Here is a 25,874-nt window from a genome sequence, read left to right on the forward strand (position 1 = left end):
TTTTTGCTGCGTTCTTCGCTGATGGTTCACCAATGCCGTCTTTGAACCTACAATGCATTTACATAGCCCGAGGGGCTGACGCCGAACTGTTTTTGAAAGTCCCGCGAAAAGTTGGTGGGCACGCTGTATCCGACCATATCGGCCACCTCGTTGATCTTGTAGTTCTTCTCCGCCAGCAGTTCGGCCGCTTTTTTGAGGCGTGAAAGGTTGATCAGCTCATTGGGGGTCATATCCGAAATACCCTTGATCTTCCGGTAAAGGGTAGGGCGGCTCATATTCATTTTGGAAGAAAGCATATCCACGTCCAGGTCGCTGTCGGCGATGTGGTCGGTGATAATGGCATTGAGCTGTTCGAGGAAATCTTTGTCCGCGCGGGAAAACGCGATACCCTTGATATGCGTGAGCGGCGAGCGCGCGAAATAGTCCTTGATAATGTCGCGGTTATGAAGCAGGTTAGTGATTTGTGCTGACAAATGGTCGAGAGAAAACGGCTTCTCAATATAGGCATCCGCGCCTACTTCGAGCCCCTCGATCTTCGAACTGATCGAGTTTTTGGCAGTCAATAAAATAATGGGAATGTGGCTGAAACGGATGTCGTTCTTCATCTCGCGGCATAATGCAATGCCGTCCATCACGGGCATCATAATGTCGCTGATTACCAGATGGATGTTTTCTTCTTGTAAAAGATAGATCGCCTGCCGGCCGTCGCCAGATCTGAAAATGTTATAGTCCAGACCTAATTCGCGGCCAAGGTAACCCAGGATTTCCGTGTTGTCTTCGACGAGCAACACATTGGGCTTGTTTGGGTTAGCGGTGCTTTGTCCTGCCTCAGTTGCCTCAGCGGAAGCATCCAGGCTCTTGTGGTCTTCCTTATTCAAATCCAACTCGTAATCCTGGTGAATGGGAATGGAAAGCAGGAAAGTGTTTTGGTCAAGCTCGGAGCGTTTTAGTTCGAGTGTGCCTTTGTGCAGCTCTGCGAGCGAGCGCGCGAGCGGCAGGCCAATGCCCGTTCCCTGTTCTTTACTGTTACCCTGGGCGCGGTAGAATGGCTCGAAAATGCGGTCGCGGTCGTCGTAACCGATCGGCGGGCCATCGTTGGCGAACTCGATGTGGAATAGCAAATCGTCGCTGTTGAATGGCGAAAGCTTCACATTTACCCGGCTTTCGGCATACTTGATGGCATTGCTTATCAGGTTGCTGGTGATTTTCTTACAAGCCTCCTCATCTACAAATGCCTGCAAGGCAATGCGGGGTAATTCGAGTTTGTATTGCAGCTGCTTTTGCTCGGCTGCTGGACGGAACGTGCTGAAAACGTCGTTCAGCAACTCGTTAATGTCGGTTTTGGTAAAATTCAGGCTGTAATTGTTAGCTTCGGCCTTTCGGAAGTCGAGGAGCTGGTTGGTCAGGTCTATCAGTCGGGAGGTGTTTTTATCAATCATGTTCAAACTCTCAATCATTTCAGGGTCCGACTTTCTATTCGCCAGCAGCTTATCGAGCGGCATCTTGATCAGCGTCAGCGGCGTGCGGATCTCGTGCGCTACATTGGTAAAAAAGTCGATCTTGGCACTGTATATTTCCCGTTCTTTGCCCATTTCGATTGCCTCGATCTGCCGGCGGTTCTTCTCATCAAGCGCGAGAAAATAGTAACGAAAAATCACTACAATAATACTCACAATCAGTACCACATAAAAAAGCCAGGCCCAACCCGTAGCCCAGAACGGCGGCAGAATGGTAATGCGCAGCCTGGTTTCGCGGTTATTCCAAAGGCCATCGTTGTTGGCCCCACGGATTTTTAATGTATAATTCCCCGGTGGCAGTTTCGAAAACTGAATACGCCGGCTGTTGCTGTGGAAAGGTATCCATTCCTGCGAAAGGCCTTCCAACTGGTATTGGTAGCTGTTTTGCTCTGGGATTACATAGCTCAGTACGGCCACGTCGAAACTCACATTTGAACTCTGATGGGGCAAAATGAGCTCGCTCGCGTAAATGATCGACTGTTTCAACGGCACATCTTCCTGCCGCACTTCGACGTCGCGGTTGTTGACCTGCAAGCGGGTAATGTAAACCGGCGGCACAAATGCATTCCGGAGCAAGGCGGCGGGTTTGAAACCGACCATTCCCGCTACGGTGCCGAAATACAACGTTCCGTCGGAATCCTTATAAGACGAATTGTAGTTGAACTGATCGGTAGGCAGGCCGTTGCCCGTGTGGAAATTGGTGAATCGGTCCGAGCGGCCATCGAGCTTTGCGAGTCCCCGGGAGGTGGTGATCCAGAAATTACCTGCGTCGTCCTCCAAGACCCTGAATACCTGATTGTCGGGCAGCCCATCGGTTTTGCGATAGTTGCGGAATTGCCCGCTTTCGGGATTGTAGCGCGAAAGACCGTGCTCGGTACAGAGCCAGATGCTCTTATCGGAGCTTTGGTAAATGCTGTTGACGTAATTATCGACCAGTCCGCCGGGCCGGTCGGCGCTGTACTGCAAATGACCCTGCTTTCGGGTTTTTGGATTATAAAAAGAAACCCCACGGCCATAACTGGCGACCCATAACGTGCCTTCTGCATCCTCGTGGATACTTTGCACCTGGTGATTAAAGAACGGGATCCTGGTGAAATCGTCGGTGGCGCGGTTGTATTTGCAGAGGCCGATCCACGTACCGGCGAGGATGTCGCCTTCGCGGGTTTTATATAATGTGACAATAAAATTACTGCTCAGTGAGCGCGGGTTGTTGGAGGAATTATAGTGCCTGATGACCCGCTCGGTACGTAAGTCGATCACATCCAGGCCATGCTCGTAAGTTCCTACCCACAGCTCGTCACCATCGGCCACCATGCCGTGGAGGTTGCGGTAGGAAATGCTGCCGGGACGGCCGTCGGGCAAAAAGGCCTTGAACTGGCCAGTCCGGGTATCGAGCCGGTTCAGGCCCGCGTCCTCTGTTCCGACCCACAAATGGCCGTATTTGTCTTTCGTGATTTCGTGTACAATGCTGCCGCTAATGCTGTTGCCGGGTTTGGGGAAGAACTTGCGGAAGTTGTTGAACTGGGTTGAATAATAGTTGATCCCGCCAAATTGTGTCGTAATCCAAATGCCGCCCTCGCGGTCGCGGAGAATCGAATTGATGATGTTATCCGTGATAGAATAACGGTTAAACGGCTCCCTGACAATATGCTGTGAGCTGCCAGAGACCAGGTCGAGAATGTAAAGCCCGGATTCGGTGCCGAGCCAGAACTCCTGGCTGCTTTTTTGAAAGATTGTATGCACCTGTACGTCCTCATCGGGTTGTCCGGCGGCAGTGAGGTTACGGACCTCTTTTTTTACAAAATTCAAAAGTAAAACCTTTTTCATCGTGCCGATCAGCAACGAGGAGTCGCCGACGGCGTGCAGCGTGGTAGCGCCATAAATATCCCTGATACCCGATAATTCACCGACGTTAAAAGCTTCGAAACGGCCGGTATCCTGCTGGTAATGCCGCACGACGCCATTATTGCACGCCACCCAAACAGCTCCTGCGGGCGATACGTGGAGTGAGACTGGCTGGCCGCTGCCGAGGTCCACGCGCGCCACACGGCCGGTGCGCACATGATAGCGGTACAAGGTAAGATCTGAAATGATCCAGATGTTGCCGCTGCGGTCACCACGGATTTCCAGCACCTCGCCTGCCGGGATCAGCCCGAATGCGTCGAATCGCTCGGCGACGGGGTCGTAGCGGTACACACCATTGTGCGTACCTACCCAGAGCTTCTCGGAGGCATCTTCATATAATGCAAAAATGGAATTACTCCCGATGCTCAGCGAATCGCCGGCGACATTCTGGAAAATGCGGAAAGTGTGGCCATCGAAACGGTTGAGGCCATTGCGGCTCGCAAACCACATGAAACCCTTCTTGTCCTGGACCATTTCGCCCACGGCATTGCCAGAAAGTCCGTCAGAAACCTGGTAGTTACGAAAATAGAAAGGGATTTGCTGCGCAAAAACCCGCGTAGCGACAAGAAGGAAAAGCAGGATGGAAACAAGTGTTCTCACCAATTTAAACTACATATAAACACACGACCTGACACAACCGGCATGTAAAGATATCCACTAAAATCTTAGTTAAATCATAAAAATTTTAGGTGAGACATTTTGATTCAAAATTGAGACAAAACGATCACCCCGTTATCCACTAAACCCGGAACTTCGCAGCATTCTTAATTAATCCAATATTATAGTTAAATAATAACAACGCTGCGGAGCTTTTACCCTAACTATCTCCTTCATGGAAATAAAATTATACAAATCGACCGGCGAGGGCAGGCGCCCGCTGCCGGGACGTTCACTTGCACGGGCAACCGCATGGCTGGGCTGCCTGCTGCTCATACTTTCGGCCTGGCAAGCCAGTGCGCAGAATACCGTGCAAATTTCCGGTAAAATCCGGGATTCCAAAGACGCGTTGCCTGGGGTAGCCGTTCTCGAAAAAGGAACCAACAACGGAACCGTTTCGGAAGCCGATGGGACATTCAAGCTGCAAGTGGGTAACGCTAATGCGACGCTGGTTATCTCAAATGTGGGCTATGTAACCCAGGAGATAGGTCTGGCGGGCAAATCTTTCGTGGAAGTAAATCTGGCGGAAGACCAGAAAACACTGAATGAAGTAGTCGTGATCGGTTATGGCTCCCTTAACAAAAAGGAGGTTTCCAGCGCCATTACGCACCTTTCGGGGAAAGATCTGCTCCGTGTGGGCGGCAACAACCCGTTGATGGCCATCCAGGGGAAGGTAGCGGGGCTTTCGGTAACCAACACGGCTGCGGCTGACCCTAATTCTTCGCCGAACATACAGCTACGCGGGGCGTCGTCGAGAAGCGCCGGTCTGGGGCCCTTGTTTGTGATCAATGGCGTGCCGGGCGGTAATATCGACAACATCAACCAGAACGAGATCGAGTCCATCGACGTGCTGAAAGGCGGTGCGGCGTCGGCCATTTACGGTACGCGCGGCAGCAATGGGGTGATTGTGATCACGACCAAAAAGGGATCGGAGAACTCGCGTATATTCTATGACGGTTACACCACATTCGACTACGCTACCAATCAGCTGGAAGTGCTTTCGAAAGATGACTTCCTGGCCCACAAGCGTGGCGTCGATTTTGGCGGCAACACCAACTGGATGAACGCCGTGAAGCGCAACCCGTCGTTTTCGCACAAGCATACCCTTCAATTTTCGGGTGGTAATGGCAAGACCAACTATTTCACCTCGCTCGACTACCGCGATGCGAACGGTTTGGACCTCCGTTCGGCCAAGCGCGAATATGGGGGAAGGATTAATATTAACCACAAGACGGCCAATAATATCGTCGAACTGGCATTCACTGCTGCGCCCCGCTACACCAAAACGAGCGATGCCGATTACAGCGGTTTCAACTACGCACTGACCCTAAACCCGACGCTCTCCGTGCGCGACTCAACTGGCAAGTATGCTTATCTGACATCCGGATTTTTTGCCAACAACCCGGTTGAAGTCGCGAAGGGCGTCAAGTCCGATCGCGAGTACAAGCTGCTGGATATGAATGGTTCAGCGAAAATTAATATTCTCGAAAACCTGAATACCGTGGTGACGATCGGAGAAGTGAGCTCTTCGGGAAGAAGGTATTTCTTCACTCCTTCGACGCTGACGACCGTTATCAACGGAAGCAAACGCAACAGCGGCGAGCAGAAACTGGAAGAAAGCGACCAGAAAAGCTTTGAATGGATCGGTAATTATTACCTGGATTTGAATAAGCACTCCTTCAAGCTGCTCGGTGGGTATTCGTTCCAGTATTTTACTTCTTCCGGCTTCAATGCGAAGAATGAGAACTTTCCTTCCAATGTGTTGACTTACAATAACCTGGGGAGCGGTTTGTGGAATTTACAGCAGGGGATCAACAATGTGGGTTCTTACAAAAACTCTTCCAAACTGATCGCATTCTTTGGCCGTTTGAACTACGATTTTGACCAGAAATACTACCTGTCGGCCAGCTTGCGTCGCGAGGGTTCTTCGAAATTCGGGTATTCCAACAAATGGGGTTACTTCCCGGCGGCTTCGGTGGCCTGGCGGGCCACACAGGAAAGTTTCCTGAAAGATATTCCCTGGCTGAACGAACTGAAAATACGTGCCGATTATGGCGAGACCGGTAACCAGGATTTTGGTAATTATCTTTCGCTCGATACCTACGGCGGTTATGGCTATTATTTATACAATGGCAACAACTACCAGGTTTGGGGACCAAGTCAAAATACCAACTATGACCTGCGCTGGGAAAAGGCGGCGAACTTCAATGCCGGTCTTGATTTTGAGCTTTTCGGCAGCAAGGTTTCCGGTAGCCTCAATTACTATATCCGCACCAACAAGGACTTGCTGGGTAACTACAATGTTTCCAACCCGCCGAACATTCAGGGCCAGACGTTCGCCAACGTCGGTACCATGCGGAACACGGGTATCGAGTTGCAGTTGAATGCTTCGGTGCTGCGGAAAGGTGATTTTACTTACGACCTTGGTTTCACAGGCGCTTATAACAACAACAAATTCGTGTCATTTTCGAACGCGCTTTTCAAAGGTCAGAAGTACGTAGATGTGGTAGGTATGCCGGCGCCGGGTAGCCCGGGTACATTGCAGCGGTTGCAGGAAGATACGCGGATCGGTAGCTTCTATGCGCTCAAATCGGCTGGTGTGAACGAGCAGGGTGCTTTGCTGGTGTATAATAAAAAGGGTGAGGTGATCCCGGGCAACCAGGCGACAAACGACGACAAGCAGTTTGTCGGAAACGGCCTGCCGAAGTTTACAATGGGTATTTCCAACAATTTCAAATACAAGAGGTGGGACCTGAGCGTGTTCCTGCGCGGTTCGTTCGGCTATAAGCTGTTCAATACTTACGCATTCTACCTCGGAACACCGGCGACACAGGAAAACGCTAATGTGCTGACTTCGGCCTACGACGGCGGTAAGTATTCGAAACTGACAAGCCCGACGACCTATTCAACACTCTCGGACTACTTCCTCGAACAGGGCGGATTTTTAAAGATTGACAACGTGACACTTAGCTACACCCAGCCGATCCAGACGAAATTCCTGCAATCGGTACGCATTTATGCGACCAGCCGCAACCTGGCAACATTCACGAAATTCACCGGTGGCGATCCCGACCTGATTAATGTGAACGGTCTTTACCCCGGGGTGAACAAAAACGGCGACAATAACGGCACGCTCGATTACTATCCGTCGACAACCCAGTTGTTGTTGGGCGTTCAGCTCACCTTTTAATTTTTAGACATAATGAAAAGCATAAACATATTAAAGAATAGAGCCCTGACTGGATGGTCCCGGATCGGATGGTCCCGCATTGGGGCAGGCATGCTGTTGCTAGCAACCGTAGGCTGTACCAACCTCGACGAGCAACTTTTCGACCGGATCACTTCCGATAATTTCCTCCAAACGCGTGAAGACGTTACCCGCGACTTCCTCCGCGCATTCGAACACAGTTATTGGAGTATCCAGGGCGGTAACACGTTCATGTTGCAGGAAAACAGCTCGGACGAGATCATGACCCCGAATCGCCAGGGCGACTGGTTCGACGGCGGGCAATTCCAGCGCGTGCATTACCACACCTGGACGCCGAACGACGGCTTCACGTCCGATCCCTGGAATGCATTGTATGGCGGTGTGACGCTGGCAACCAACTCACTGGAAGATTTGCAGGGTATTAAAGATCCTTCCAGGTTTGAGATGACCCAGGCCGAGCTCGACGGAATGATTGCAGAGCTGCGCACACTACGCGCGTGGTTGAACCTGCGCCTGCTCGATTTCTACCGCAATATCGTGATCGTGACCAAGGTGAAGGGCGAGACCACCGGTGGGCCGCAGGTGACACCCCAGGAAGCATTTGCGTTCATTGAGCAGGAACTGAAAGAGTCGCTACCCAAGCTGCCGACCGTACAAAGCCTTGGAGCTAATGCGGTAGGCCGTTGGACGCAAGGTGGAGCAGCTTCGTTGCTGGTGCGGCTTTACCTCAATGCGAAGGTGTACACAGGCACCGACCGTTTTGCTGACTGTGCGAAAATCAGCCAGGAAATGATAGATGGGAAGTACGGTACCTACGCCCTGGAATCGCGCTGGGACGCTCCATTTGATTACAACAATGCTACTTCGAAGGAAACGGTGTTTGGCTTTCCGGGCAGTTTCGGGCTTACGCACTGGCAGTATGATGGCGGAATGTATTTCTGGATGCTGCCCAACCTGGCGCCAAGCTATTTCGGATTTACGGATTTTGGTAATGCCAACCCGAAATACGCAATGCAGCCCGGCCTCGATGTGGATGGAAAGGAGTATCAGCATGCATTGGGTAAGCCATTTGTAAAATTTCAAAAGTATCCGGACGATATTCGCTTGAAAAAATACAAGAATCTAGGCGATAGCAAACGCGAAGGGATGTTCCTGTACGGCTACCTGCCCTACACCAACTCGGCAGGCAAGCCCGACACGGTGCGTGGTTTCAAGGGCCCGTATCCACTCTATCTACGCGACCAGGTAGGTAAGTTCCTCGATGCGAAGCCAGGCACGTCGATTGCCGACAAAACTTCGAACATGAATAATGCGGATAACAACTCGGGTATTTTCCCGGTGAAGTATCCGTTCTACCCCAGCGAGGACCTGAATAAGATTTCTTCGGCTTATGCGGAGATCCGTTTCGCGGAAATATACTATTCGCTGGCTGAATGCAAATACCGGTCGGGTGACAAGGCTTCTGCCGCTGTATTGCTGAATGCGGTCCGTAAACGTAACTATCCAACCGGCTCGGCAAGTCTTTACAAAGCCGATGGGAGCCAGCTTACCGACCAGGAGATGATCGACGAATGGGGTAGGGAGTTCCTCGTGGAAGGCCGCCGCCGCACCGACATGATCCGTTGGGGCGTGTTCAACAAAGGCACCTGGTGGGATAAAACGGCCGATGCCGACAGCCACACCGAGATTTTCCCGATCGGGCAAACGGTGCTGAACTCGTCGCCGCAACTAAAACAAAACCCGGGCTATTAACCCAGGGTTTAAACCCTGGGTTGTCGAGGGCTAAAAATGAATAACTAAAACCGATGATAGAACACCGCTCGTGGGGCGGTGGGTGCGCCCTAAAAGGGCGCATTTTTTTTGGAATTGCAATGAAAGTTTGTAATATTTAATCAGAGTGTTTTTGGCCCTGATATGACGCAACTTGGTTCTTTGAAAGGCATTTTCATCTGCTTGATGTTGTTCCTTTGCCTTTCCCGACCGGTTGGGGCGCAGGTGGGTAGGATCCACAAGCTGCAACAGAGCCTTTCTTCAATCCGCGATAGTTCGGATTACGTCGACGTCGTCAACCGGATTTCATTGCTTTTTTATGAACAAAATGCAGATAGTACGCTCTATTATGCATTGAAGGCGCGAGAGATAGCCTTTCGCAACGATTATGCCCAGGGGCTGGCCGATGCTACCAATAACCTGGGCGTGGTTTTCGATATTAAAGGCAATATCCAACTCGCGTTGCGCTACTATAACGACGCGTATAATCAGTATGTAACGTTGGGCGATTCGTCCAACGTCGTGCAGACGCTCATGAATATTGGTTCGGTGTACAATTTCAGCGGCCGCCACGATAAGGCGCAGGCCAACTATGACCGTGCCATTGCGCTCGGTGACCGCATTGCGCATGATTCGATCACAGCGCTGGTTATCTATAACTATGTGTTGCTCTATCCTCAAAAATTCACGGCAAAGCGCCGTAATACGCTTATAGACCGGGCTTACGGCATTGCCAAAAAGTATCGGGATATCCGCCTCGAATTGGCGATCGATCAACTCAGGGCGACTGCGCTTATTGAATCGGGGCAACGCGAACGGGGCCTGACATTGCTGGAAAAGACCCTGAACAGCACACTGGCGCTGGAATTGAACTATCTCAGTATGGATATCCTGCTTGATCTGGGGGATTATTACCTCCCCAAGGACCGAGATAGAGCCATTCAATTCTATAACAAAGCGCTCGACCTGGCCGAACAAAAGAACTATCGCATGTATGCGCGCGACGTGTGCAAGAAGCTGTATGACTATTACGAGGGCAGGAAAGAAAATGCCAATGCGTTTATTTATAGCCAAAAGTTGTTAAAGCTATTCGAGGAACAGGAGGATATCAACCGCGTTTCAGGGATCGATTACATTGAGTATGCAGTAAAAGACCAACAATTGATCTCAGAGCAGTTGAAATCGAAATACAATGCGCAGCTGCTGGCGCTGGCCGTGGCCGTGTGTGTGCTGACCTTGCTGAGCATTGTCATACTTTGGCGAAACTGGAAGCTCAGCAAAAAAACCAACAGCGTGCTGACGATGCAGTTCAGGCAGCTGGAATCGACCACCGATGCATTGGAAAAAAGTAATCAGAACTACGCGCGGCTGATCAAGATCGTGGCCCATGACCTCCGCAATCCGATCGGTGGTATCAATGCGTTGTGCTCGTTGTTGCAAGAGGAGGATACGACAGCCGAAGAGGCCCGTCAATATGTGGAACTTATCCGGGAGTCGAGTACGAGCTGCCTGCACATGATCAGCGATTTGCTCCAAACCGATTTTGATTTCAAAGAAGCGGAATTACAGAAAAAGCCGGTCGAATTGTCTGTCTTCCTCGGCCATGCAGTGACCTTGCTCACATTCCGGGCAGCTGAAAAGAACCAGCGGCTTATACTCGAAGGTCCGTCGCATATGATAGTGAATGCCGACCCCGACAAGTTGCTGCGCGTTCTGAACAATCTGATTGTCAATGCGATCAAGTTCAGCCCCGATGGAGAAATGATCCGGATCAAAATGGAGCAATCGGACACTGGCGTCACCATTTCAGTCATGGATCACGGGCTGGGAATTCCCAAGTCCGCGATTCCCAATCTTTTCGACCCGTTTACGACCTCGAAGCGCCCTGGTACGGCCGGGGAGCAAGCTTTTGGCTTGGGTTTGTATATTTCAAAACAGATCGTCGAAGCGCATGGAGGGACGCTCTGGTTCGAGACGGAAGAGGGGAGCGGCACCACTTTCTTTGTTTTCCTGCCCGGAGAGAACGTCGACACACTCTCTCCGGCCTGATCAGGCGGTACGGTTATTTTTGTTTAAGCTTCTCGTCGTACTTCTTTTTCAATTCAGCGACGGCTTTGTCGTAGCCTGCTTTATCAAAAAAGGCTTCGGGGCGGTAGGGGTCGGAGGGTTTGTGTTTTTCGTGCAACGCAAACTGACTTGCATGCGACGACAGCCAGATATCGAACTGCTCGTTTTTCATTGCGGCCAATGTCTTGGCATAATCCTTGCCCACCTCGGGGTAGCCAGCCATTCCCGAGAGCTTGGTTTCATCTAAAATGCTCGGCATGTTGGCGATCAGGACTTTATAGGCCCGCTTCTCATCCCTCACCGTTAGCGAAAAGCTACTGGAGCCGGGCGTATGGCCGGGGTGGTGCAGCAGTTTTACCTGCATGGTACCCAGCTTGATAATCTCGCCATTTTTGAGCAACTGATCGGCAGTTACCGGCTCGAAACTGGCACCGTGTCCGCCCAATGCATAATCGGAAGCACCGCCGTCGGCGATGGATTTAGCGTCTCTTTCCTGGATCATCAGTTTGGCGCCGGTAGCCTTTTTAATAGCCGCCATTCCGGCCACGTGGTCGTAATGGGCATGTGTAGCGAGCAGTATTTTGATGTCTTCAAATTTAAAGCCCAGCGCCTGTACGTGCTTGCGGATAAGGGGTACCGAGCCTTCGAGGCCTGTGTTGATCAATATATGGCCTTTGGGCGTCGCAATAAGGTAGCAGGCCAAATCGTAAGTGCCTACATAATAGAGATTTCCCGCGATGCGGAACGGCCGGTAGTCTTTCGACCAGTCGGCCTGGACGAACGGGGGCTTCCAGGTTTTGTTTTGCGCCTCTGATACAAATGGAGTGAGTAATGCCCCGGCAATGAGCGTAGTTATAAGCGTTTTTTGAAGGTTCGGCATAAGATTGATGGTAAGCGCGCAAAGATAGAGGCGGGGTGACTGGTATGCAAGACGTTGTGTTGGCCGTTGACGGCCGACCGCCGCAGGCCTATCTCTTAACAAACTGATAATAAATACATAAACTCGGCGAAAAGTGAATGGCTGTTCTTTGTGAAACTATTTCACTTAATCAGTTTATCACTCACCATGAAGCCTTTATTTACTTACACCGCATTGGCCGGCATTCTTGCACTCGGGGCCTGCCAGGACCACCGCGATCCGAACAGTCCGGACATTACCCTGCAAAACCGTTCGGTGACACCCGTATTGGCCAAATTGCTCCCCGGCGCTACCAACGGACGTGTTTCGGCCAACAACGTGAAGCTTTATTCACTTCTGAGCAGCGACGACCAGCTGGAGCAATCGCCAGGCTACGTGTTTGGAGGCTCTGCCGATGGCGCCGGTCTTTTCCAGAATCCTGACGGCAACTACACGATCCTGGTAAACAATGAAGACAACTTCTCCGTGTCGCGCATTACACTCGATAAGGGTTTCAAGCCTGTAAAAGGCGAGTACATACTCAATTCCGACGGAGGAACCTGGCGTTTGTGCTCGGCTACTTTGGTGACGCCGGTCGAGCATGGTTTTGGCCCTGTTTTTCTCACGTCAGGCGAAAGCGGCCAGGAATCGCGCACACACGCGGTCAACGTAGATTCGGACGTAAGCCAGGCGAATATCTCCCGCGAGGTAGCAGGTCTTGGCCGTTGGAGCGCCGAAAACGCAGTTCCGCTTCCTAAAACTGCTTATCCCGGCAAAACGGTGATCGTGATCGGCGACGACGATTCTGATGTGAATGGTGGCCAGGTGGCCATGTATTTGTCCAATACCGTGGGCGACCTCGACAACGGCGCTCTTTACATGCTGAAACGCGCTGATAACAATCAGAAAGAAAGGGATATGCAAGTCGGTTCGACTTATGATGTGGAGTTTGTTAAAATCGGTAACCACAAGACGCTGACCGGAGCGCAGATCAACTCGAAAGTAAATGATCTGAAAGCGATCAAATTCGGACGTGTGGAAGACGTGGATTACCGCAAGGGCGGCGGCGCACAGGGCCGCGAGGTGATTTTTGCCGTGACAGGCCAGGACAACAGCGGCGTGAACGCTGACTATTCACGTTCGAAATACGGTCGTATTTACCGCGTTGTGCTCGACGCGAACGACCCTACCAAAGGTAAACTGGAAGTATTGCTCGACGGCGACGACCGTAACGGCATCGCCAAAACTTTCCAGAACCCGGATAACGTTTGCGCAACCTTCGACTACGTCTACATTATGGAAGATCCGAATGGTTATGGCGACGAAAAGCATGATGGGTATGTATATCAATTCAACCTCAATACCAAACAACTGACCCCGGTTCTCGAAATAGATCACCGTCGTACCGAAGCTGATGCCGCCAAATACAATGTTGGTGGTACTTCTGCATTCGGCTCATGGGAAAGCAGCGGTATGATCGACGTCTCGGACGTTACCGGCCGAGCCAACACATTCATGCTCGGCATTCAAGCGCATACCTGGCGCGGTGACAAATACAAGGGTGTCGACGGCGGTTCTGTCCGTAAATCGGAGAACCAAGCCAGCCAACTGATTTTGATTGAAGGTCTGCCTCGTTAATTACATAGTTTTCAGACTCCTGGCCGGAATTTTCGGGCCAGGAGTTTTCCTTTTGAAATAATACCCACTCCCTGCACCATGCTGAAATTCGAACGTAACCCCAATTCATTCGTTTACCGCCACAGGAGGTTGCTGTTTTCAATCTTCCTGATCATCGTCATCCCGTTGATCGTCTGCCTCATCTGGTGGCTCACGAGCCCTAAGGCGGCTCCCGCGACAGAGGTAAAACGGACTTTCATGCAGAATATAGGATCACTCGATAGTGCTGTGAGCCGCTTGGAAGCCGATATTCGCGCAAAACGTCCGGCCGCTATTCAGGAATCGTTCAAGCGGGCCCGTATTGCCTACAAGCGTGTCGAATTTATCTCGGCTTATTACAGTCCCGAAACCACCCGCGCCCTCAATGGCCCGAATATTCCCGAAGTAGACGACGACCTGCGTGTGAATGAACCACAGGGTTTTCAGGTTTTGGAAGAAATGGTGTTTCCCGAAGTGGCGACGGATGGCTATCCTGCGATGCTGCACGCAGCCAACGTGATTCGCGCAAACGTGACCCGGCTGCGAAAGGTATCAGAAACCAACGATCTCACAGACAGCCATATATTCGATGCGATGCGCCTGGAAATTTTCCGGGTTATTTCAATGGGCATTACCGGGTTCGATTCTCCGGTCGCATTCCACTCTTTGCCCGAAGTAGCGGCGGCCCTTGGAAGCGTACAGCACCAATTGGGCCACTACACCGCCGATAATGCATTAGCGACTGAGCTCGACAGCGCCTTCAATGCCGCCATCGTGTATGTGGGCAAATCGCCGGATTTCAACGCTTTTGACCGGCTGGAATTTATTAAACAATATGCCAATCCGCTCAGCAGCAGCCTGCTCGATGCACAAAAGGCACTGGGTATTCCGGTTTTTACAGAAAAAAGATTGCTAACCCCGGCCGCGCGCACACTTACGGATTCGGGGGCGTTTAATGCCAATTACTTTGTCAACTTTGAAGAGCAGGCCATGACCACCCAGCGTGTTGCGTTGGGTAAAATGTTGTTTTTTAACCCAATCTTATCCAGTAATTCGGGCCGCACGTGCGCTACTTGCCACCAGCCCGGCAAAGCTTTCACCGATGGCGAGCCGAAGAGCTTTGCGATCGGTTTCAACGGTGTGCGGGTCAGTCGTAATGCGCCTACCTTATTAAATGCTTCGTTTCAGGCCGTGCAGTTCGCTGATTCGCGCGTAACCTTCCTGGAAGACCAGGCCAGCGACGTGATCCGCAACCCGCAGGAGATGCATGGCTCGCTCCCCGACGCTGTGGCCGCACTGCGCAAGCAAACCGAATCGCAGCGGCTGTTCCGGGAAGCCTATTCGGACGGCGTCACCGAAAGCAACCTCAAAAATGCTATCGCGAGTTACATCCGGTCACTTTCTTCGCTCGATTCACGCCTGGATCGTCATTTTCGTGGTGCTGAAAATACATTGACCATGGAGGAAAAATCGGGCTTCAACCTATTCATGGGGAAAGCCAAATGCGCAACCTGCCATTTCTTTCCGCTTTTCAACGGCACCGTGCCGCCGAGCTATCTCGAAACGGAAAGCGAGGTGCTCGGCACGCCGGCCACGGCAGAAGGGAAAACGGTCGATCCCGATGTTGGTAAATTTGTGCTCACAAAGCGTGAGCCGCACCGCTATGCATTCAAAACGCCTTCTGTCCGGCACGTAGCGCTCACTGCGCCTTACATGCATAACGGGGTTTTCAAAACATTGGAAGAAGTGGTCGATTTCTATGATCGTGGTGGCGGGAACGGTTTAGGTTTTAATCTGGAAAATCAGACATTGCCCTTCGACAAGCTCAGTTTGACCGATTCCGAGAAGAGGGCGTTGGTATCGTTTATGAAGATTTTGTAAAATACAATTCCATTGCTGACAATGGGTTGTCATTCTGACGCGGTTTCTTTGAAGTAAATTAATATTTACTTCAACCAACAACCCTATGAAAACGATCATCAGCAACGGTACACCCATCAGCTACAACACCTACGGCAGCGGCCCCGCTACATTACTTTTCGTGCACGGCTCTTTCATCGATCAGACTTACTGGAAGGAGCAGGTTTCTTTTTTTAAAGAAAAATATAATGTTGTGACTATGGACCTGGCCGGTCACGGCGAGTCGGGAACCAACCGCGAAGTGTGGACACTTCAAGAGATGGCCGAAGATATTGTGAACCTCATCAAGGAGTTGAGGCTTGAAAACGTGATCCTGGTCGGGCATTCGCTTGGTGCAAACCTCATACTTATGGCCGCAAGCGCGTATCCCGATCCCATTATCGGCTTCATCGCCGTCGACAATTTCAAAAACCTGGCAACTCCGCTACCGCCTGAATACGAAAGCCAGGTGGACGAAATTATCGCCAACTCAAAAAAGGCTTACGCTGAGACCAATGAGCATTACGCCCGGATGGTTCTCCTGACCGAACAGACACCCCAGTGGATCACCGACAAGATTGTAGCCGCCTACCGCAATTCCTACGAGCCGATGGGCCAGCAGACTTTACCCCAATTTTTCACCATGGACCGCATTGAGCGGGCCGTATTGCCATCGGTAAAACCCAGAATAAACCTCATTAATGTCAGCTATATGCCTACCAATGTAGCTGCTTTGGAACAGAATGCCGTCAATGGCTTTGCATTGATCGAAATCGCAGGCACCTGCCATTACCCGATGCTCGAATCGCCCAAGGCCTTGAATGAGGCGCTGGACGAGGTGATCGACGGCGTGCTGGAAGCGAAACTCGCAATATAACAGCTGCCATATCGGGCGCTGCAATTGGAGACGGGTCGATTGTAACAAAAAGTCAGGACGGTCGTCTATGCATTGTCAAGTGTAAGCAATGGCTTCACAACCCAAAACAAAAGAGCAGGCGTTTCGGCTGCTCTTTTTTGATGTTTAGAGAAATGGATTTTAGAGCTTGTAGCGGACGATGAAAGTGTTTTTAATATCCGGTTTGCTTTCCAATTGAAAAGCCTTGAAGCTCGCCACTCCGTGGAACCAGCCCGCTGCATACACATAGCCGGATTTGGTAACGCAAATCTTGTTGAGGCGATCTTCCAGAGTTCCGCCTGCTTTGGCAATAAAGCTGCTGGCTCGGTCAAGACTATTCGGATCGAGCTCCGTAATGATGATATCGGTACTTCCCAACGAAGACAAGGCCTTACCCCTCAGCATAGGAAACTGGGCCGAATTCGCGAATGATCCGCCCAGAACTATGTTACCGGTGCTGGTCAGTGCAATTCCGCCGTGATAGTCTTTGTTGTCATCGATAAAACCATTACTGCCATTCTGTATTTTGCCGTCGGCGTCCCATTTGAGCAAGTAAACGTTATCATCCCCTTTACTGCTTAGCGGAAACTCTTCCAGGGTACCGCTATGCATTCCCGTTACAAACACATTTCCGGAACGATCGACTTCGATATCGTAAGCGAAGTCATTACCACCGGAACCTATGCGACGCAACCATTGGAAACCGTTAATTGGACTCCATTTTGCAACAAAGGCATCTATTACATTGACAGCGGCAAGTGGCTTTAAAGGACTTGGAAAACTGACCGTTTTGAGAAAGAAACCTGTGACATAGGCATTACCGTCCAAATCTACCGCAATGGCCTCCGGTATTTGTATGTCGTCGCCGTCAATCATCATCGGCTCGTCGAAAGCACCCGTATCGGCATTGACTAGTACAAAAAAGCCATCATGACCATTGGCTTTCAGCGGGAGCGGCCGGTTGAAATCGATGTTTTCGGTCGCCAGGTCGCCTTGAACCCTGCCGATCAGGTACAGCTTAGGTCCTTCACCAGCATGATAGAACGCCAGCGACCGTCCCTGGTCGCTCGCTGGTCCGCCGAACGTTTTGACCCAATCCCGAGCGCCATTCGCCTTGATTTTTGTAACAAAACCATCCTCGCCACCTTTGTACGAATTGTTCCATGCCGACACCTCACCACCAATAAACCCAGTTAGATAAACGTTATTTTCCTTATCCAGCGCTATGGCATTGCCGTGATCATCTTTCGGACTGCCATCAGTATACAACCACAAACACCGGCCGGTGCTGTCAAATTTTGCCGCGAAGAAATCTTCCCCACCTTTCGATTGCAGGACATGTCCATTCCCAAATTCGACCCGACCTGCGGCAGTTCCCGAAACATAAATGTTTCCGTCGTTGTCGGATACAATATCGGTCGGGAAATTATTATCACCAGAAAGGCTGAATGGCTTTACGTGATCGATATGCACAGCCTGCGTGCTCCCGCTGCTGCCGCCGTCGGTGCCCTTGACGATTAATTTTACCTGATAGGTGCCCGCCGCCGAGAAGTTGTGCTTTACCGATTGTCCGCTAGCCATTGACTTGCCGTCGCCGAAGTCCCACTGCGTGCTTGCGGCATTCAACGATTCGCTCGTGAAGGTGATTTCGCATGGATATGTGCAACCGCCTTCGGGTGTGTATGTAAAGCGAGCTAGTGGTTTTTGGGGTGTTTCGATGTGGCAGGCGATGGCAATCGACGCTATCAGAATATAGGTAAAAAATCTCTTCATGAATCAAACGTCAGTAGGGAGGTATTGTAAAGTTACTGGATTTTCGTGAGTAATTCCGCAGCCTGTTTACTGTTCGGATTTTCGGGGTCAGCCACGACTTTTTTCAGCTCTTCGACACATTTTTTGAGGTCGTTCTGTTGCAGGTAGGCCAGGGCAATGTACCATCCGGCGACGCCCTTGACTTGCGTGAACCGGCTGGTTTCTACTTGCCTAAATTCCTGCAAGGCCGTTTCACTGTCCCGCGCCGCGAGCAGGCGGATGCCCTGGTGAACGTGAGCGGTGTCCGAACGCCATTGTTTGAGAGCGGACGGGCTCAGGCCGAGTTTTTCCTTCGAGAAAGGACTTTCCAGCTCCACTTTTTCGTTGAAATAATCGGCAAAAAATTCGGTTTTATTCACAGTAGCCGGGGCTGTCTTCGACTTTTTCTGCTCAGTAGGGACCGTTTTTACAATTCCTGGTTTGATCGTAGGCTGTATTTCCGTGGTGGTGTCCGGCCCGGTCGGCTTTTCGGCTGTTGTTACCTCGGAGATTATCGGGGCGTCATTAGGCACGGAGCTGAAATACCAGGCAAGGCCGATAGCGACGAGAATGCTTGCCGCTGCCGCAATGTACGGCCAGCGGATCGCCAGGCGAGTCTCCGGGTTCAACGGGATAGTCTGGCCGGGTTGCGGATCGACTTGGCGCGCACCAGCCGGCAGCACGCCTTCGTTTTGCAGCTGGGTATGGATATCCTTAAACAGGTTCCTATATTCATTCGCTTTCAATCCGTTACGAATGCGCCGTTGCGTAGCGACTTCACCGGCCAGGGCTTCGTCCGAATGCATCCGTTTTTCGAACTCCGTACGTTCTTCGGGCGTACCTTCGCCGCTTAGGTACCGATGGATTTCATGAAAAATTTCTTCCGACAATTCCATAAGTCAAATCGTGATTCGCTGGTAATACTTTACTGGTTGATACGTGTCATCCGCCGATTCTTATCACTACAAGTGAAATTTTTCTCGCAGGTACTTTGCACATCTGAATCTTTTTACCGTGGCAGATGCCTCTGTCATGCCCAATTCTCCCGCAATATCCCGTAACGAACGGTCCTCGATATAGAACCACCGCAACACTTTCCGGCAATCTTCCGCAAGGAGTTGAAAAGCACGGTCGAGTTTCCTGAAAATCCAGCTGCGTTCGTCTTCATCGTAGTCTTGGGAGATGTTTTCGGCAAGGTCGTTTCCGAATGCATCGCGATCCTCGTCCAGGTCTGCTATGCTATCCAGGCTCACTTCACCGCGGCGGGCAGCCACACTGAGGCTCTTTTTCCATTGGTTGATGTAAATGCTCTGAAAGTAAGTCGTAATGCGCGTTTCGTCCTGATAAACAAAACTGCGATCCCGTATTTTGCTTACGAAGATGGCCAGGCACTCTTGCAAAAGATCCTCCGCCTGTTCCTGGTCGCTGCCTCGTTTCACTACATGGGGAATGCATTGCCGGTAGGTTTGAAGGTATAGACAAGTGAACGCCTCGTGTTTTTCGAGGAGCAGTTCTTCATAAAATAAAAGGTCAGAATCACGGTATCGTATGCAGGAATCTTGGGGTGCCATTCATCTCGATATTTATACAAAAAAACAAAAAAGAGCCGGTTCGGGAAGTTTGTGGAGAAACAAATTGAAAAAAGTTGCAGAATGGTGATAAGGTTTCCGGCATTGCGCAGATAAACAACCGATCCCGAAAATCAGAAAGCCGATCCAGGCATTATGATCGGCGAAGGTTTTCGGGCTGTGGGTTATTACAAGGAGAGAGAGCCCGACGGTTTCGACGGGCTCTCTTTTTTAGTTTAAAGCTTCTTTCTTCGCGGCTGTGTAGTGATGGGAATCGTTCTTTTTGCGATTTTTTGGCTTTGCCCGTTTCCGGCGGTCAGCTCGACGATGTTTTTCAGGTCGTCGAGGATAAACGTGAACCCGTTTAGCGACCGGGTTTTTTCAATGGGTTTGAATTTTCCTTCTGTGGCATAGGCGAACAGCATTTCAAACCCGAAAGGCGCCGCGCATTCGAACTGTTCTGGCATATAAATCCATTTGCCTACCGCTTCGGATGTGATGGTAAAATCCTCATTTCGCAATTGTACAATATTTTTGGAAGCATCCTGGTAAATCATTCGGACGGTGCAAGGCTTGTTAGCGCGAACTTTCAACGTCATGATGTCGCCCTCCCGGTAGGATTGCGGGCCGTATCCTTTGTCGGTACTCACTTCCAGTAATAATTCATCTTCTTTGGCCGCAGGCTGAACCTTGTCGGCCGAAGTCAGGATCGCCTGCACACGCGAGGCGTCTTCAATGAGCTTTTCATCAGGTTCTATTCCTGCATTCGGCACATTGGACAGCAATATTTCCGAAGAAAGAACAAAGCCGGTGGCGTGGTCGAGGCCATCAAAGAGTTGTACGCCGACTTTTAGAAAGTTCCCCGATTTATAATACCGGCCTTTCAGTTTGAGCAACGTTCCGGGGCTTGTGCTACCGGTCGGGTCGGTCTGGATATTGCTGCTCATCCGTGCCAGCGACGATTTTAGCGTGCCGGTTAGCTGTTTTGAAAAATCATTGGAGATTCCCAGGCCGTCGAATGTGATTTCTTCAATAAAGAGCTTCCATACATCTTTTTCCGGAAGGGAATGGATGATTTGCCCCGCGAGTTTGTCGATCACTTCCGGCAGGGTAAGCAATTCGAGCGGGTTTCGCTGGTCGGTTAGAGAAACCGTGGCGTTACCTTTGTCTTTCAGATCAGTGTCCATGAATCCTATCCTGGCCTCCGTCACCTGGTTTCCATCCATTTTTAGAAACACACCTGCCCGGCAGGGGACATTTTCCAGTTGCAGATGTTTCTGACCCCGATAGCTGCCGAAAAGCGATTTTTTACCATAAAACAACACCAGATACCCCTCCGGTATCGATTGAAACCCGGCTTCTTCCCACTCAAAATGCCAGGAAAGGCCACCTTTTTTATAGCCAATGAACGCGATCCGTTTGTACTCCTCGAAATCGATCGTTTTGGTGCCCTTATTACCGGGTATCAGGTCGTTTTCAAAACGGGCATCACGGCGTAGGGTCGCATACATCCGATCATTAGCTTCGTCACGCTCCTCGCGGTCGACGATATAGGGATTGGTAAGCAGGCCGAATGCCGATTCAAAGTCTTTCAGGACCTGTTTGACACGCTCCGCCGACTTGATCTTGTAATAGGGGCTGAGCGTCTGCCCGATTGAGCAATGCAAAGGGAAAATAACGAACAGGATGATCAGCAGCCGTTTCATAGCGTTTTTGTAGTGGATGAGCTGGCTGTTTAATGCTAGTTGGGCTGGTGCAGGATCACTTCGCGGGTGAGCAAGCTGTTTTCCATCGGAATTTGTTGTCTGTTGGTCAACTCCATTACGCGTATACGCACCGTGCGGAAAATGTCTTCCAGGCGAAGGCCCGGCACATCGAGCGCTTTCAGGAGCTCGGCGGTATACGGGCTGTTTTTACCCTCGCCGTCCAGCGCAGTGAAGCCTGGTTTGGTGGAGAACGTAATGAGGGTGCCGGCAGGTGCGCTCATACCCGCAAGGCCCTTGCTACCCGAGCTGCGCGTCCAGCTATGGCTCAATGGGTTGTCGCGGCAGGCGTCGAGGATCATAATATTGGTCCGCTGGGAATTTTCATCCGCGACCGCCATCTGATCGAGGATATCGTCTGCCGAAACTGCCAGGACTTTCAATTCAGTTTCTGTTTGGGGGCTGATATCGACCGGCATCAGGTAATTTTTACCGGCTATCTGCATGCCGTGGCCTGCGTAATAGAACAAGGCGACCTCCAAATCCTGGCTCTGGACGCTACTACCGAATTGCGCGACGGCAGCGCGTAATTCGCCTTGACTGGCGTCGATACGCTCGATAACGTCGAACCCGAGCCCGGTGAGTTTTTGCGTAATGGCCCTGGCATCATTTTCAGGATTTTGCAGCTTCGGACTGGCCTGGTACCCTGAGTTACCCACCACGAGTGCAATGCGCTTTTTAGCCTTCTGGTAAAAGATCGACCAGGTTTCGGAATAACCATCCCCCTTGCTATTGTTAGCGAGGAGCCTGACCGTGTTTTTTCCTTCGCTCAGTACAATTTGAGGAGAAATTAGCTTACCTCCCACACAACCTTGCTCCTGGGCAGGCATTGTTTTGAACGATCGTGTAGCAACCGGATTCACCGTGCCGTTGACTTCGACCCGGATATTTTCTGCTTCATTCAATACACATGCATTCAACCTGACTTCCGGCTTTTCGCTGTGCGTAAGGTTCGTTAACCATTTTATTTCAGGTTTTCCACCTCGATTGAGTGGATTGAAAACATCCCTGCTGCCATTTTTATAAATTATCTCCGCAATGTCAGCCACCGGCATTGAAATCAGATTTTTGCCATCCACTGACCGGTACTTTACAACATCGGGATAAACTTCCCTGATTTCCACTACTTTCCTGTCGCGGGATGTTAAATAGATCGTATCTGCCGACGCACTGCTTTGGCAAGCCGATACCGGTTTGACATTGATAGCGGTACAGGCAAGTGCGAGGATTATAAAAACGTGCTTCATAACGTTGAACAGGTGGTGATGAAAGAAGCTTAAAACGAAAATGCGATCGTGAGACCGGTTGCCCTGCGCGACGGTGAGTAAAATGGCTGGAAAGATAACTCCTTTTTTTTCTGAGCGAGTTCCGAGCGCGTCTTTCTGGTCAATCGTAAGTTTTTAAGACCTATCCATTCCAATGCAAGTCCTCCCGCGACGGCCGCGGCCCCGAAATAAATGCCCGGCGTGGCAAATGCACCAAAGCTTTCCTTCTTTTGAAGGTCGCCGGTGGGTGGGGAGCCTTCGTAGTTAGCCTTATACCAAGCCGTGTAGGCGTCGTTTGTCTTCCTGATTTCGCTTGTGTAGGAATTATAATCCTTTCCCAGCTTGATAAACGTAGCTGCGCCCGCGACCATTGCAGCTGTACCGGCTGCGAGGTAAATGTTACTCCGTTTTTTATATTTCAAAGCATTGCTTTCCAAAAGTTGCAGATCGACTGCTGTTGTCTCATTTGCTTGTTCCCTGGCAAGTTTGAGGGGTTTTTGCTCTTGGCCCGCACCAGCTTTCTCGTATTCAATTTTCGAAACCTCTGAATGAAAAATGAAATAGTCCGGGCCGGTTGGGTTGCTGAACCTTTTATAGCGAATGTATTTTGAATCGGTACCCAATACTTTCGCATGGATCTCCTGTCCGTCTTTACGAATAATCTTGTCCTGTGCACTGGCCGCGATCGAAAACATGATGCCCAATAATACAACCAATGCGGGCACAACCATTCCTTTCCGTACGGAAGTTGTTTTGCCGGAACAAAACCTGGCGCCTGTGCTTTGACTGGTATACAAAGACTTGTCCAAAACGAAGGGATTAAAAGTGGTAATCGGCTTTAAAAATAAGTAATTGAAAGCAAATCGGGTTAAAATATTATCCAAGGTAGGAATTGCCGCCGGATAGGAGGGGCACGCTATCGGTGGACGATCTTCACCAGAATAGGTACTACACTTCCCTTTCGTCCACCCTTGACTTCGTAGGCTACTTTTCCCGGTTGGTAGACGATTTCCCTGGACGGAATAAACTCTTCACCCAACGCAGCATAGGCTTTCTGAACGATCGTACCCGCTGCATTCTTGACTTTTGCGGCCAGCTCTTCCAGGTTCAACTCGTTTTGAGAAATAAATACGATGAAATAATCCTCTCCGCTTACTTGGTCGAGCGTAAAAGAGGAATGCAGCGACGGCATCACAACGGAGCTGTTCGCCGGCACAACAGCGCTCGTTACCAGCTCTTCCGAAGTGTAGGGGAAAATGGCCGAGACGCGGTTTTCCTTGTCAGAGCCGAGAATGTAAACGTACGACTGCCTTGTATTGTTGACGATCATTTTAAACCGTGTTCCGGAAGCATAAGATCTGTTCATCGCGTAAGTGAGTATTTCGGCATGGCCGGCCGGCCGGGCCGGCGTGACCTGTGCGCTCTCGTCCACCGTCGAGTGCACGGCCATCGCCTCGTTCCCAAGCACGAAATCGACATCTCCTTTGAGAGTTACTGCCTGCGCGAGAGGTTTGCTAATGTTTTCAGAATAAATTTGATACGCATTTTTTGCGAAGCGGACCAGGTCGCTGTACCGGGCCCAGGTGTAGCCGTTGCGTCCCCAGGCTTTCCCCCAGCTGTTGGCAATCAGGAACGAGCCTTCACGAATGTGATCGTCATAACCTACCACCGCCATCGAATGGCCTCCGACGGCATTGTCGGTCGTTTCACCAGGGGCGGCCTGCCAATGACCACTTGCTTCATCAACAAACGAGGGCGGCACCAGCATTCCGATCAGCACTGCATTTTTTCCTTCAACCAGCGCCGATTTGATGGCATTAATACGCTGCTCGGGTGTGCTGTCGGCGTCCTTCGGGCTGAATAGCGTGGCATAGTCGCCGATTTTATAGCTGGCAGCTTTCTCGTCGCATTGCTCATACCGGGCATCGCAGTTTCCCGGCGCACAGCTCATGAATGCGGCGCCTTTCGTCTTCATCACTTCCAGGGCGTCTTCGAGAAAAATCCCTTCTGCGCACCCATTGTCCTTGCCTGATTTGAGCTGGCCGTAGAGCCATCCGGGGGAGAATGCCGTAGCCGAAATCTTCTCCGGTTGGTTGCCGATACCCAGTTTGCCCGCTTCCATGGCCGTGCGCATGTAATACGCGGCCGACCATCCTACGCAAGTGCCGTCCATGCCCTGGTCACCGATCTCCGGGAGTTGGGGCCGGATGTCAAACGATTCGGGTAGCGGGCTTTTAAGTAAAATATCGGGCGATTTGCGGGGAAGACGGAGGTATTTGGAGTCATCCATTTTTAAACCCATGCCGCGTCTTTGCACCTGCGAGTAGGAAGGCCGCAGGACAGCCAAGTACGCAAGTGCAGACAATGCGGCGATTTTGATGGTAAACCTCATTTAGGTCGATCGGTTTGGGTAATAAAATGGCGCGGTTCAAAAGCCTGGGATCGGGACGGTATCCTTGACGGTAATATCGCCGAAGAAAATTTTCAGGTCTTCCCTGCCCGCCTGCGCGTATACGGCCGCGCTCTGCGCTGTCACACGGATATCCTTCCGGTCGCGACTGCCGTAGACGAGATTACCTTTCTTGTCCATCCCTTTGAACTGCTGGTAATAGGTAGCGATGGCGCGGTAGTCTCCACCGGTTCCTTTCTCGAATTCTGAAACGACGGCAGCGTCGTATGAGGTAATTTCCACCTTGTCGAACTTTACATTCATCAGGTTTTTGAAATAAATCTTCACCGGGACGGACGATACAGTGCCATTCCTGCGCGATACCTGTACACGCGGCGGCCGTCTTTTGCCGTTCTCTAAATGATCTTTTTCGAACAGACCGACGGCCAGCTCCACCGCCTGCTCGCGTTGTTCAATGGAATTGCTTTTATCGGCAATCAGGGAAATGTAAAGTTGCAGGTCGTTTACGCGTTGCCCGGTTAGCTTGCCGAACTCCATCAGTCTTTTATCGTCCATAACGGGTTGGGCGCACAGCCGCCCGAGGCCGAAAGCGAGGACGAATAGGA

Annotated in this window: 16 protein-coding genes; 6 read left to right on the forward strand and 10 right to left on the reverse strand. The window is 51.0% G+C overall.

What is annotated here, in order from left to right; translation table 11 throughout:
* Positions 1-47 precede the first annotated feature (47 nt).
* Positions 48-4,022 carry a hybrid sensor histidine kinase/response regulator transcription factor gene (locus IEY24_RS04610; RefSeq protein WP_229221351.1) on the reverse strand — a complete coding sequence of 1,325 codons (3,975 nt, stop codon included), beginning with the start codon at positions 4,020-4,022 and terminating at the stop codon, positions 48-50.
* Positions 4,023-4,254: 232 nt separating this feature from the next.
* On the opposite strand from IEY24_RS04610, the gene IEY24_RS04615 reads away from it, so the two are divergent.
* From IEY24_RS04615 to IEY24_RS04625, 3 genes are all read left to right on the forward strand, one after another.
* Entirely contained in the window at positions 4,255-7,269 is a 3,015-nt protein-coding gene (locus tag IEY24_RS04615) for a SusC/RagA family TonB-linked outer membrane protein (RefSeq protein ID WP_229221361.1), read from the forward strand.
* A 90-nt stretch (positions 7,270-7,359) separates the two neighbouring features.
* On the forward strand, positions 7,360-9,039 hold the full coding sequence (locus IEY24_RS04620) for a RagB/SusD family nutrient uptake outer membrane protein (protein ID WP_188929112.1): 1,680 nt from the start codon (positions 7,360-7,362) through the stop codon (positions 9,037-9,039).
* A gap of 162 nt (positions 9,040-9,201) precedes the next feature.
* Positions 9,202-11,106, forward strand: a complete 1,905-nt coding sequence (locus IEY24_RS04625; RefSeq protein WP_188929114.1) for a tetratricopeptide repeat-containing sensor histidine kinase — start codon at positions 9,202-9,204, stop codon at positions 11,104-11,106.
* A 13-nt stretch (positions 11,107-11,119) separates the two neighbouring features.
* On the opposite strand, the gene bla is transcribed toward IEY24_RS04625, so the two are convergent.
* Positions 11,120-12,004 carry a subclass B3 metallo-beta-lactamase gene (bla, locus tag IEY24_RS04630; RefSeq protein WP_188929116.1) on the reverse strand — a complete coding sequence of 295 codons (885 nt, stop codon included), beginning with the start codon at positions 12,002-12,004 and terminating at the stop codon, positions 11,120-11,122.
* 186 nt (positions 12,005-12,190) lie between these two features.
* Here bla and IEY24_RS04635 point away from each other — a divergent pair, with 186 nt between their 5' ends.
* The 3 genes from IEY24_RS04635 to IEY24_RS04645 all read left to right on the forward strand — a co-directional run bounded on the left by IEY24_RS04635 (position 12,191) and on the right by IEY24_RS04645 (position 16,454).
* A complete protein-coding gene (locus IEY24_RS04635) occupies positions 12,191-13,660 on the forward strand; it encodes a hypothetical protein (RefSeq protein ID WP_188929118.1) in 1,470 nt (489 codons plus the stop codon).
* A gap of 78 nt (positions 13,661-13,738) precedes the next feature.
* Entirely contained in the window at positions 13,739-15,559 is a 1,821-nt protein-coding gene (locus IEY24_RS04640) for a cytochrome-c peroxidase (protein ID WP_188929120.1), read from the forward strand.
* A gap of 85 nt (positions 15,560-15,644) precedes the next feature.
* A complete protein-coding gene (locus tag IEY24_RS04645; protein WP_188929122.1) occupies positions 15,645-16,454 on the forward strand; it encodes an alpha/beta fold hydrolase in 810 nt (269 codons plus the stop codon).
* A gap of 159 nt (positions 16,455-16,613) precedes the next feature.
* Here the strand turns inward: IEY24_RS04645 and IEY24_RS04650 are convergent, their stop codons facing one another.
* From IEY24_RS04650 to IEY24_RS04685, 8 genes are all read right to left on the reverse strand, one after another.
* The gene (locus tag IEY24_RS04650; protein WP_188929124.1) at positions 16,614-18,245 is read right to left on the reverse strand and encodes an SBBP repeat-containing protein; all 1,632 of its coding nucleotides are present in this window, start codon (positions 18,243-18,245) and stop codon (positions 16,614-16,616) included.
* Between the two features lie 32 nt (positions 18,246-18,277).
* Positions 18,278-19,159 (reverse strand): anti-sigma factor, encoded by an 882-nt coding sequence (locus IEY24_RS04655; RefSeq protein ID WP_188929127.1) that lies wholly within the window; start codon positions 19,157-19,159, stop codon positions 18,278-18,280.
* Positions 19,160-19,225: 66 nt separating this feature from the next.
* The gene (locus IEY24_RS04660) at positions 19,226-19,834 is read right to left on the reverse strand and encodes an RNA polymerase sigma factor (RefSeq protein ID WP_188929129.1); all 609 of its coding nucleotides are present in this window, start codon (positions 19,832-19,834) and stop codon (positions 19,226-19,228) included.
* A 233-nt stretch (positions 19,835-20,067) separates the two neighbouring features.
* Positions 20,068-21,537, reverse strand: a complete 1,470-nt coding sequence (locus IEY24_RS04665; protein WP_188929131.1) for a hypothetical protein — start codon at positions 21,535-21,537, stop codon at positions 20,068-20,070.
* A gap of 35 nt (positions 21,538-21,572) precedes the next feature.
* Complete coding sequence (locus IEY24_RS04670) at positions 21,573-22,841, reverse strand: caspase family protein (RefSeq protein WP_188929132.1); 1,269 nt, start codon at positions 22,839-22,841, stop codon at positions 21,573-21,575.
* A 29-nt stretch (positions 22,842-22,870) separates the two neighbouring features.
* On the reverse strand, positions 22,871-23,668 hold the full coding sequence (locus IEY24_RS04675) for a hypothetical protein (protein WP_229221363.1): 798 nt from the start codon (positions 23,666-23,668) through the stop codon (positions 22,871-22,873).
* Positions 23,669-23,775: 107 nt separating this feature from the next.
* Complete coding sequence (locus IEY24_RS04680) at positions 23,776-25,251, reverse strand: C1 family peptidase (protein WP_229221365.1); 1,476 nt, start codon at positions 25,249-25,251, stop codon at positions 23,776-23,778.
* 36 nt (positions 25,252-25,287) lie between these two features.
* Positions 25,288-25,824: a hypothetical protein gene (locus tag IEY24_RS04685; RefSeq protein WP_188929135.1), complete on the reverse strand. Its 537-nt coding sequence runs from the start codon at positions 25,822-25,824 to the stop codon at positions 25,288-25,290.
* Between the last annotated feature and the right edge of the window lie 50 nt (positions 25,825-25,874).

The organism is Dyadobacter endophyticus, from assembly GCF_014641595.1.
In the GTDB taxonomy this organism is placed as follows: domain Bacteria; phylum Bacteroidota; class Bacteroidia; order Cytophagales; family Spirosomataceae; genus Dyadobacter; species Dyadobacter endophyticus.

What these genes read in the sequence shown, in the direction of transcription:
- IEY24_RS04615 (WP_229221361.1), top strand. Translation starts at nt 4,255, where the DNA reads ATGGAAATAAAATTATACAAATCGACCGGCGAGGGCAGGCGCCCGCTG.
- IEY24_RS04620 (WP_188929112.1), top strand. Translation starts at nt 7,360, where the DNA reads ATGCTGTTGCTAGCAACCGTAGGCTGTACCAACCTCGACGAGCAACTT.
- IEY24_RS04625 (WP_188929114.1), top strand. Translation starts at nt 9,202, where the DNA reads ATGACGCAACTTGGTTCTTTGAAAGGCATTTTCATCTGCTTGATGTTG.
- bla (WP_188929116.1), bottom strand. Translation starts at nt 12,004, where the DNA reads ATGCCGAACCTTCAAAAAACGCTTATAACTACGCTCATTGCCGGGGCA.
- IEY24_RS04635 (WP_188929118.1), top strand. Translation starts at nt 12,191, where the DNA reads ATGAAGCCTTTATTTACTTACACCGCATTGGCCGGCATTCTTGCACTC.
- IEY24_RS04640 (WP_188929120.1), top strand. Translation starts at nt 13,739, where the DNA reads ATGCTGAAATTCGAACGTAACCCCAATTCATTCGTTTACCGCCACAGG.
- IEY24_RS04645 (WP_188929122.1), top strand. Translation starts at nt 15,645, where the DNA reads ATGAAAACGATCATCAGCAACGGTACACCCATCAGCTACAACACCTAC.
- IEY24_RS04650 (WP_188929124.1), bottom strand. Translation starts at nt 18,245, where the DNA reads ATGAAGAGATTTTTTACCTATATTCTGATAGCGTCGATTGCCATCGCC.
- IEY24_RS04655 (WP_188929127.1), bottom strand. Translation starts at nt 19,159, where the DNA reads ATGGAATTGTCGGAAGAAATTTTTCATGAAATCCATCGGTACCTAAGC.
- IEY24_RS04660 (WP_188929129.1), bottom strand. Translation starts at nt 19,834, where the DNA reads ATGGCACCCCAAGATTCCTGCATACGATACCGTGATTCTGACCTTTTA.
- IEY24_RS04665 (WP_188929131.1), bottom strand. Translation starts at nt 21,537, where the DNA reads ATGAAACGGCTGCTGATCATCCTGTTCGTTATTTTCCCTTTGCATTGC.
- IEY24_RS04670 (WP_188929132.1), bottom strand. Translation starts at nt 22,841, where the DNA reads ATGAAGCACGTTTTTATAATCCTCGCACTTGCCTGTACCGCTATCAAT.
- IEY24_RS04680 (WP_229221365.1), bottom strand. Translation starts at nt 25,251, where the DNA reads ATGAGGTTTACCATCAAAATCGCCGCATTGTCTGCACTTGCGTACTTG.
- IEY24_RS04685 (WP_188929135.1), bottom strand. Translation starts at nt 25,824, where the DNA reads ATGGACGATAAAAGACTGATGGAGTTCGGCAAGCTAACCGGGCAACGC.